Here is a 9,323-nt window from a genome sequence, read left to right on the forward strand (position 1 = left end):
CACGGTGATCCCGCCAATCACCGCGAACCAGAAGAAGACACCGAGAAGCAATGCGCCCTGGTCGACGCCGACATGGCCGAAGTTGCCCAGCTGTCCGCTTCCGCCGTAGGCGATCAGCGACATCACCAAAGCCCCGGCGACCGACGCGACCAGCAGTTTGACCATCGCCGCAACCGGCGGCAGCGCACGCCGGGCACATTGCTGTCCGACTACCACGCCGGACGAGGCGCCAATGATGAGCAGTGCCACCCACACCGGCCCCAGCGGCGGCCTGGGGACCGCAGCCAACACCGGCAAAGCCGGGATATCGCCGCCGAACACGGTGAAGGAACTGAACGTCGCAAAACCGATGTGAGCGCTGGATCCGACGGCGACCGCCGCGGTGCCCACAATCACGTTGGGCACGTAGAGCATTGACAGCACGGTGAGGCTGAACTCGCCGAAGATCGAATCGGTGATGCCGTAGAGCTCCTGCATCGTCGACCAATGCACGATCAGCGACCCGGCCGTCACGAACCCGGAGAGCCCGAGCAACGCCAGCAGGCCGGCGGATGCGGCGCGCAACGAATCACCCAGCCAGTAGGGCAGCGACGACACCGCCAGAACGCGCGGCCCCACCCGGGACCACACACCGATCCCGGCGCCGGCGGCGTGGACCACGAGCACGCTGAAGAACGCACGCAGCGCGCTGGGTGTTTGCAGCTCGGTGATCACCGACGACGCGTCGTGGATGACCGCCAGGGCGATCGCCGTCATCAGCAACGGGCCGCCCAGCGCCGAGGCGACCACCCACCGAACGACGAGCCACGACGAGTGGGGCGAGATGGCCCGCGCCGTGCCGCGCGCGGTGGCCCACACCATGAGCAGCGCGGGCAGCAACGGCATCACACCCAGTTCGCGGCCACCGATCGAGATCGGCACCTGGTGCACGCCCAGCCACATGCTGGCGATCGCGCCCAGCGCGCCGGTCATGTCGCTGTTGGCGATCAGCAGTTGGATCAGCGTGACCGCGGCGATGATGACCAACGCCACCCCGGCCGGGGCGAACGCGACCCTGACAAGGTCACGCGCCTGGCGAGCGCCCGGTGCCCGGTTGTCCTCTAGCCGTGTCACTCTTGGGCACGTCCCCGACTAGGCGCGATGGCGCACGTTAGGCGGGCGCTGGCCCAGACGGCGATGACGGCGATTGCTGCTCCTGGCCGAAGGATTGGCCGCCGGCCTGCTCGGAGTAGTTGCTGGTCGCCGAACCCGCATCCGATCCGCCGCCGACGTTAGGTGGCGGGCTGAAGCTGGGGAAGCCGGTGGGGGGCGTCGACGAGCCCTGGTTTTGCGCGGACGGCTGCGGACCCGACTGCGGCGCCGGTTGGGCACCGAAACCGCCGGTCGGAACGCCGCTCTGGGTCGGCGACCCGCTCGGTGCATAACCGCCGTACTGCGATCCGTACCCCTGCGGCGACTGCTGCTGGCCGCCCGGCTGACCGTAGTAGGGCTGTTGGCCGTACTGGCCGTATTGCCCGTACTGGCCATACTGCGAGTAGGGGTCGTACTTGGGGCGCGGCGCCGGCGCCGTGATCACCCCGGAGTCCAGCAAAAGGACGACGACCGCGGCGATCGCCTGCAACACGATCGCCGCCACCAGGGGCCACATCGCCCAGCCGATCGCGAAACCGGCGGGCAGGTTGATCGTCTCGGTGATGGCCAGCAGCGCACCCAGTACCGCGATGACCGCGACGACTCCCACGTAGTTCTTGGCCTTCGGCAACAGGCTCAGCCCGGCGAGCAGCGCGGCCAGCAGGGCAACGACGACCGCGGTGCCCGCATCGCCGGCGCGACCACCGATACCCGGGCCGAGGTCGGCGCTGATGGTGAACGTGGGACCGAAGTTGAGAAGGTAGGCGAGGAACCCGAGCACCACCACTGCAATGTTCAGATACAGCGGAAGCTTGCTCTTGCCGTCGTCTTCTTTGGCGAACGATGGTGTGGCGCCTGCATAGGCGCCGCCAGGCTGCGCCGGTGGGTATCCGGGGCTACCGGGAGAGTAGGTCATGGCTCCTCCTGTTGCTACCAGTGCCTTTAAGTGCCGAGCGGGTGCAATGCGACGCTGTGCTGGCAGGCGCGTCACCGCGTTGCGACGCGGTCGATCACCCACGCTAGCGCACGTGCGGCCACCGGTGCCGCTGCCACTGGCTTGGACTGTGGGGCCCGTGGCGACGATGCCGAGGACCTCTGGCGAGACGGTCCGTATCACCAGAGCTTGCTCAGCAGAGGTAGAACACGTTCTAATTCTCTGCATGGATTACGGGCTTGTGCTTTTTACCAGCGACCGTGGCATCTCTCCGGCGACGGCCGCGAAGCTTGCCGACGACCACGGCTTTCAGACCTTCTACGTCCCAGAACACACTCATATCCCGATCAAGCGGGAGGCCGCGCACCCGACGACCGGTGACGCGTCGCTGCCCGACGACCGCTACATGCGCACGCTCGACCCCTGGGTGAGTCTGGGCGCGGCGTGCGCCGTCACGTCGCGGGTGCGGCTGTCTACCGCGGTGGCGCTACCGGTCGAGCACGACCCGATCACGTTGGCGAAAAGTATTGCCACCCTTGACCATCTCTCCGGCGGACGGGTCAGCCTGGGCGTCGGATTCGGTTGGAACACCGACGAACTCGCCGACCACAACGTCCCGCCCGCGCGCCGGCGCACCATGCTGCGTGAGTACCTCGAGGCGATGCGGGCGCTGTGGACCGAGGAAGAGGCCTCCTATGACGGTGAGTTCGTCAAGTTCGGGCCCAGCTGGGCCTGGCCCAAGCCGGTGCAGTCGCACATCCCGGTGCTGGTGGGTGCCGCGGGCACCGAAAAGAACTTCAAGTGGATCGCCCGCAGCGCCGACGGCTGGATCACCACGCCGCGCGACTTCGACATCGACGAACCGGTCAAGCTGCTGCAGGACACCTGGGCGGCCGCCGGCCGCGACGGCGCCCCGCAGATCGTGGCGCTGGACTTCAAGCCGGTCCCCGAGAAGCTCGCCAAGTGGGCCGAGCTCGGGGTGACCGAGGTGCTGTTCGGGTTGCCGGATAAGCCCGAGGATGAGGTCGCCGCCTATGTCGAGCGGCTCGCCGGGAAGCTGGCCGCCCTGGTCTGAGCCCGCGCGAGGCACACGGGGTCTACCCGAGCGACGCCCGGTTACCGTTGTCGGTCGACCACACGAAGATCTCCGCACCGAGTGGATCGTCGTCGCTCATCAATGCGACGAGGTCGTCGTCGTCGGTTGTGGCCATGAATCGCGTGTCATCCGCGGCGAGCCTGCCGACGATGATGCCGGTGCGGGTTGGCCAGTCGTAGCGCACGGAGTACGTCTCGATGGTCGCCGCGCCGTCGGGTGTTTTCGTGACGTCGACCTTCGGCAGCGCGCCGATCTCCTTTTTCAGTTCCGCGCAGTTGTCGGTACGCCAGTTCACCGGCGTGGTCGAATAGATACCGACCGAGTACTTGCTCATGATGCCGCCGTTGGCGCCGACGAGCCCGAATTGCCCTGGCCTGTCCCGCATCTGCGCGACCGTCTCGGCGATACCGTGCAGCGAGTAGCTGTTACCGGGACCGCCGAAGTACGGCAATCCGCCGGTCAAGGTCAGGCCGCGTGGATCGTCGCCGTCGATGCCCAGGGCCTCGCAGATGACGAACACCGGGAAGGGGAAGCAGCTGTACAGATCGAAGGTGGCGATGTCGTCGACACCGATTCCGGCCACCCGCAACGCTTCTCGCGCCGCACGGAACGCCGCCGGGCTGGCACCGAGGTCGACGCGATCGAGCATGGCCTGCTCGACCATGTCCGAGTGGCCGTGCACATAAACCCACTTGTCCTCGGCCACACCGGCTCGGGTCGCCGCCTCCACCGACATCAGCAGCGCCGCTGCACCCTGGTTGACCTGATCGCGGGCGACGAGCAGACGCGGGTACGGGTCACAGATCATCCGGTTGTCATCGGTGATGGTGATGATCTCGTCGACTGACCGCTCGACCGGCGATGACGAAAAAGGGTTTTTGGCAGCCACTTTGGACATCGGGGCGAACAGTTCGGCCATCTCGCGCCGATAGTCGGCCACGCTGCGTCCAAGGCGGGCGCGCCGCGCATTTTCCATCAGCCCGTACTGCACGGGCGCGCCGGTCAAGCCGTGCTGGATCGTGTATTCGTCGATGTAGCTGAAGATCTGGTGGCCGCGATCCTCGAGTTGACCGTCGACGTGTTCGGTGAAGTCGGGCTTGTCATCACGGTTGGCGAAGTAGCGAGCCGTCGACCCCGGCTCCGAGCCCATGATCAGCACGACATCGGCGTCGCCCGCCGCGATCGCGTTACCCGCCTCGGTGACCAGTTTCTGCGGCCCCTGCCCGCCGACTGGTTCGAGCACCACGCGGGCCGGGTCGCCGCCCAGGCGGTTCATCACCGAACGTGGGTAGTTGTTCGACTTGCCGAGCGTCGCCGGCATAGGTCCGGAGATCTCGAATTGCCGGAGTCCGAAGACGGTGTCGACAGCCTTCGCGACGTTTTTGGCGCCGGTGTCAGCAAAAGCCGCCCGCACGGCAGCCGCCGCGAGGTCGACCGCCGACATGCCCCGATAGTCGGGGTCGTCGATGCGCTCGGTGAACTGGCCGACACCGACGAGCACCGGAGTACGCGGATCGACCGGCATTACAAACCTCCTGGCAACTGTTAATTTGTCAGGCTAACCGATTGTGGGAACCAAAACGAAACCGCGGCCAGATCGCGGATTCGAAGTGACGTCGCGATCTGACCGCAGTCTCGATAACGGACTACATGCTCTGCAGGATCTCCCGGGCCAGCGCCGCGGTCTCCGACGGCGTCTTGCCGACCTTGACGCCGGCGGCCTCCAGGGCCTCCTTCTTGGCGGCCGCGGTTCCCGACGAGCCGGACACGATGGCGCCCGCGTGACCCATCGTCTTGCCTTCCGGCGCAGTGAATCCCGCGACATAGCCGACGACCGGCTTGGATACGTTGGCCTTGATGTAGTCGGCCGCGCGCTCTTCGGCGTCACCGCCGATCTCGCCGATCATCACGATCACCTTGGTGTCGGGGTCCTTCTCGAAGGCCTCGATCGCGTCGATGTGGGTGGTGCCGATCACCGGGTCACCGCCGATGCCGATCGACGTGGAGAAGCCGAAATCGCGCAGCTCGTACATCATCTGGTAGGTCAGGGTGCCGGACTTGGACACCAGCCCGACCGGGCCGGGGCCGCTGATGTTCGCGGGGGTGATGCCGGCCAGGGCCTCGCCCGGGGTGATGATGCCGGGACAGTTCGGCCCGATGATGCGCGTCTTCTGCCCCTTTTCCAGGTTGTAGGCCCACGCATATGCGCTGTCCTGCACCGGAATCCCCTCGGTGATGACGACAAGCAGCGGGATCTCGGCGTCGATGGCCTCGATGATGGCGTCCTTGGCGAATTTCGGGGGCACGAAGACGACCGACACGTTGGCCCCGGTCTCCTTCATCGCTTCGGCGACGCTGCCGAACACCGGCAGTTCGACGTCTTTGCCTTTCGCGTCCACGTGCGAGACGGTGGTGCCGGCCTTGCGGGCGTTGACACCACCCACCACCTGCGTCCCGGCTTTCAGCATCAGCGCGGTGTGCTTGGTGCCCTCACCGCCGGTGATGCCCTGGACGATTACCTTGGAGTCTTTGTTCAAAAAGATCGACATGGCTTAAGTCCCTTACTTGTTCGCCAGCTCGGCGGCTTTGTCGGCACCGGCGTCCATCGTCTCGGCCTGGATCACCAGCGGGTGGTTGGCGTCGGCGAGGATCTTGCGGCCCTGGTCGACGTTGTTGCCGTCGAGCCGAACCACGAGCGGCTTGTTGGCCTCGTCACCGAGCATGTTCAGCGCGGTCACGATCCCGTTCGCGACGGCGTCGCACGACGTGATGCCACCGAAGACGTTCACGAACACGGCCTTGACCTGCTTGTCGTGCAGGATGACGTCGAGGCCCGCGGCCATCACCTCGGCCGACGCGCCACCGCCGATGTCCAGGAAGTTGGCCGGCTTGACCCCGCCGTGCTTTTCACCCGCGTAGGCGACGACGTCAAGCGTGGACATCACCAGGCCCGCCCCGTTGCCGATGATGCCGACCTGGCCGTCGAGCTTGACGTAGTTGAGATCGTGCTCCTTGGCCTTGAGTTCCAGCGGGTCGGTCGCGTCGCGGTCCTCGAACTCGGCGTGGCCGGGCTGACGGAAGTCGGCGTTGGCGTCCAGGGTGACCTTGCCGTCCAGCGCCAGGATGCGGTCCTCCGGATCCCGCACTAGCGGGTTGACCTCGACCAGGGTGGCGTCCTCGGCGACGAAGACCTCCCACAGCTTATTGATCGTGACCGCGGCGGCATCCAGCACCTCGGCGGGAAGGTGGCCCTGCTCGGCGATGGAACGCGCGGTCGCCAGGTCGACACCCTTGACGGCGTCCACCGGAACCTTGGCCAGCCGCTCGGGCTTGGTGGCGGCCACCTCCTCGATTTCCATGCCGCCCTCGACCGAGCACATGGCCAGGTAGGTGCGGTTGGCGCGGTCGAGCAGGAAGGAGATGTAGTACTCCTCGGCGATGTCACTGGCCTCGGCGACCAGAAGCTTCTTGACGACGTGTCCCTTGATGTCGAGACCGAGGATGTTCTTGGCGTGTTCGTAGGCGTCCTCGGGTGTCGCCGCGTACTTGACGCCGCCCGCCTTGCCGCGTCCGCCGACCTTCACCTGCGCCTTGACCATGACCGGACGACCGATCTCGGTGGCGATTTCGCGAGCGCCCTCGGCGGTGTCGGTCACCCGCCCCGGCGTAGTCGGTACGTTGTGCTTGGCGAACAATTCTTTTGCTTGATACTCGAAAAGGTCCATGGACTCTCTGTCTTCGCTCGACTCAACTGCTAGGCCTCTTGGTGGGCGGCGCCGCATCCGGCAACTCGCACGGACGAACTGTATCCACCCTCGAAATGGCTTTTACCGCCGCGTCCGCCGATGTGGCACAGCTCACGGGACATGGATGGGCGGTCCACGTGATCCAAATCACAATTCCACCCGGATTGTGCGACGAGGTTGCCAGCCCCGCGGGTCAGCGGATACCTTCCTAGGGTCCAGATAACGTTATGGTCACGATACGAGGACATTTCAGGTTGTCCCAGCACCGTTTTGCCCGGCCCTCTGCCGTAACAGCAGGCGTCTTAAGGGTCGGTCGCGCAGCAGGCGCCCGGTTGGCGGAGCCCCATCGAACCGAAGTCACGGAGATCCTTCCGCTCGACGGCTTCGACTTCGACGACCTTGATTTCAGTGATTTCGGTGACGACGTCACCGAGCACGCCGGCCTGGACTTCAGCAACGACTCAACGTTCGACAACGAAGCGCAGGTGCTGCTGGCGCCGGAGCTCGACGACCTCCACGAGACCGACGACCTGCGGCCGCTGCGGCTGGCCGCGCCCGTCACCGAGGTGCTGCCGCGGGTGACCGTCGAGCCTCGCACCGAGCGGCGTCTCGATCGCCCATCTGCCTCCGACGTCGTCGGTGTGGCGCGCCGCGGAGGGCAGCACCGCAAGGAACCGACCAGCGCGGCCCGCGGTCGCCTGTTGATCTCGGCGATGGCCGCCGGCGCCGCCGCCGCGGCCGCCCACACGGCCACCAGCCACGCCGACACCCCCAGGACCGACGCGGTGCTGACCGCCAACGCGTCCGCGCTCAGCGGCGGATCGGGCAGCAACACCGTCCGCGGCCCCCAGGTGATAGCGGTGGAGCCCGCGGCCACCGCCGCGTTGCACAACCAGGAACTCGCCAGGGGCGTCGCCTTCGCCAACGACCGCGCGCAGCGCGAGGCGCGATTGCAGCAACCGCTCTACGTGATGCCGACGAAGGGGATATTCACCTCGAACTTCGGTTACCGCTGGGGCGTGCTGCACGCCGGCATCGACCTGGCCAACTCGATCGGCACGCCGATCCTGGCGGTATCCGACGGCGTCGTCGTCGAGGCCGGGCCGGCCGGTGGCTACGGGATGCTGGTCAAGCTGCGGCACTCCGACGGCACGGTCACGCTCTACGGTCACGTCAACACCACCTTGGTCAGCGTCGGCGAGCGCGTGATGGCCGGTGACCAGATCGCCACCATGGGCAACCGGGGCAATTCCACCGGCCCGCACCTGCATTTCGAGGTGTTGCAGGGCGGCACCGAGCGGATCGATCCCGTGCCATGGCTGGCTAAGCGTGGCCTTATGGTCGGCAACTACGCTGGTTGAGGTGACCGCGCCGAACGAACACCCTTCCGGTCCGCGTCCGCCCGAGCCCACTGAAGAGCCCTCATCGCCCTCCGACTCACGGACGCGGATCATCCGCCGTGCGCCGACCGGGCCGATCCCCACCACGCCGGAATCCCCGACCAGTCAGTTCGTTCCGCCATCACCGCCGTACCGCAGTGGCCCCCGCGCGGGACGGACAGGCTATGCCGGCGTGCCGACCCTGGAGCCCACCGACCGCACGGCCGTCGCCGCCTGCGCGGTCGGCATCATCAGCGGGTGGGCCACGTCGGTGGTCGCCACCGACCTGATCGCCGGTTGGTGGAAGACCGACCGCCTGTTCTGCATCGCGGTCGCGTTTCTCGCCCTGGTGTTCGCCGCGACCACGGTGTCGGGTGTGATCACGCTGCTGCAGCGCCGACCGGTCAGCCGCTATCTCCTGTTGGCCGGCGCGCTCGTCGCGTTCCTTACCTATATCGGCGTGTTCATCGCCGGTGCCCGTGTCGCGTGGGTCGTGCACCTGCTGCCGCTGTTGCCCATCGCCACAGTGGTGCTGGTGCTGCTGCCGCAAACCAAACGCTGGCTGGAGGCCTGATCCGCGCCGAATGCGCACTCATTGCGAGGAATTCGCGGGCGATTTTTTTCGCGCTGAGTGCACGCTCGTCGCGCACCCTTGCGCGGCGGGCTAGAGCTTGCTGAGAGGCGCGTGGTTGTGCATCAGCTTCACCCGTCCCGAGCTGCCGAAGTCGATCAGCGACATCGCCGATTCGCCGACGCCGGAAACCTCCTCGACCCGGCCCAGCCCGTACTTGTCGTGCGTCACCCGATCGCCGGGCTCGAGCACCAGTAGCGGTCGTTTGCTCATCCCGGAGCGCGTCGGGGCCGCGCGCGGCGTGCCGAATCGTCCGGCGCCGCTCACCGGCGCGCTGAACGACGGGGCGGGCGCGGTGCGGCGCCACTCGATCAACTCTTGCGGAATCTCCCTGAGGAACCGCGATTCCGGATTGAGCATGGGCTGCCCCCAGGAGGACCGGACGATGGCCCTGCTCAGGTAGAGC

At 66.8% G+C, this 9,323-nt stretch carries 8 protein-coding genes and 1 pseudogene; 3 read left to right on the forward strand and 6 right to left on the reverse strand.

Annotation, left to right across the window (positions count from 1 at the left end; genetic code table 11):
* Nucleotides 1-1,113: DUF6350 family protein (locus tag Q0W90_RS20480; RefSeq protein WP_297776248.1), on the reverse strand; the 1,113-nt coding region annotated here is incomplete at its 3' end.
* A gap of 37 nt (nucleotides 1,114-1,150) precedes the next feature.
* Nucleotides 1,151-2,047, reverse strand: a complete 897-nt coding sequence (locus tag Q0W90_RS20485) for a DUF5336 domain-containing protein (protein ID WP_297599484.1) — start codon at nucleotides 2,045-2,047, stop codon at nucleotides 1,151-1,153.
* A gap of 244 nt (nucleotides 2,048-2,291) precedes the next feature.
* Between Q0W90_RS20485 and Q0W90_RS20490 the strand changes: the two genes are divergently transcribed.
* The gene (locus Q0W90_RS20490; RefSeq protein ID WP_297599485.1) at nucleotides 2,292-3,140 is read left to right on the forward strand and encodes an LLM class F420-dependent oxidoreductase; all 849 of its coding nucleotides are present in this window, start codon (nucleotides 2,292-2,294) and stop codon (nucleotides 3,138-3,140) included.
* Nucleotides 3,141-3,162: 22 nt separating this feature from the next.
* Here Q0W90_RS20490 and Q0W90_RS20495 read toward each other — a convergent pair whose 3' ends face one another.
* From Q0W90_RS20495 to sucC, 3 genes are all read right to left on the reverse strand, one after another.
* Nucleotides 3,163-4,686 (reverse strand): acetyl-CoA acetyltransferase, encoded by a 1,524-nt coding sequence (locus Q0W90_RS20495; RefSeq protein ID WP_297776252.1) that lies wholly within the window; start codon nucleotides 4,684-4,686, stop codon nucleotides 3,163-3,165.
* Nucleotides 4,687-4,807: 121 nt separating this feature from the next.
* Nucleotides 4,808-5,710 (reverse strand): succinate--CoA ligase subunit alpha, encoded by a 903-nt coding sequence (sucD, locus tag Q0W90_RS20500; RefSeq protein ID WP_297699699.1) that lies wholly within the window; start codon nucleotides 5,708-5,710, stop codon nucleotides 4,808-4,810.
* Between the two features lie 12 nt (nucleotides 5,711-5,722).
* Complete coding sequence (gene sucC / locus Q0W90_RS20505; protein ID WP_297593036.1) at nucleotides 5,723-6,886, reverse strand: ADP-forming succinate--CoA ligase subunit beta; 1,164 nt, start codon at nucleotides 6,884-6,886, stop codon at nucleotides 5,723-5,725.
* A 275-nt stretch (nucleotides 6,887-7,161) separates the two neighbouring features.
* On the opposite strand from sucC, the gene Q0W90_RS20510 reads away from it, so the two are divergent.
* Nucleotides 7,162-8,268, forward strand: coding sequence for a M23 family metallopeptidase (locus Q0W90_RS20510; RefSeq protein ID WP_297776257.1), 1,107 nt, complete (start codon nucleotides 7,162-7,164; stop codon nucleotides 8,266-8,268).
* Nucleotide 8,269: 1 nt separating this feature from the next.
* Nucleotides 8,270-8,860 carry a hypothetical protein gene (locus Q0W90_RS20515; RefSeq protein ID WP_297593032.1) on the forward strand — a complete coding sequence of 197 codons (591 nt, stop codon included), beginning with the start codon at nucleotides 8,270-8,272 and terminating at the stop codon, nucleotides 8,858-8,860.
* Nucleotides 8,861-8,950: 90 nt separating this feature from the next.
* Here Q0W90_RS20515 and Q0W90_RS20520 read toward each other — a convergent pair.
* A pseudogene (locus Q0W90_RS20520) lies at nucleotides 8,951-9,323 on the reverse strand (ATP-dependent DNA helicase PcrA); the annotation flags it as partial.

Origin of the sequence: Mycobacterium sp. (assembly GCF_025933915.1) — a bacterium.
GTDB lineage: Bacteria > Actinomycetota > Actinomycetes > Mycobacteriales > Mycobacteriaceae > Mycobacterium.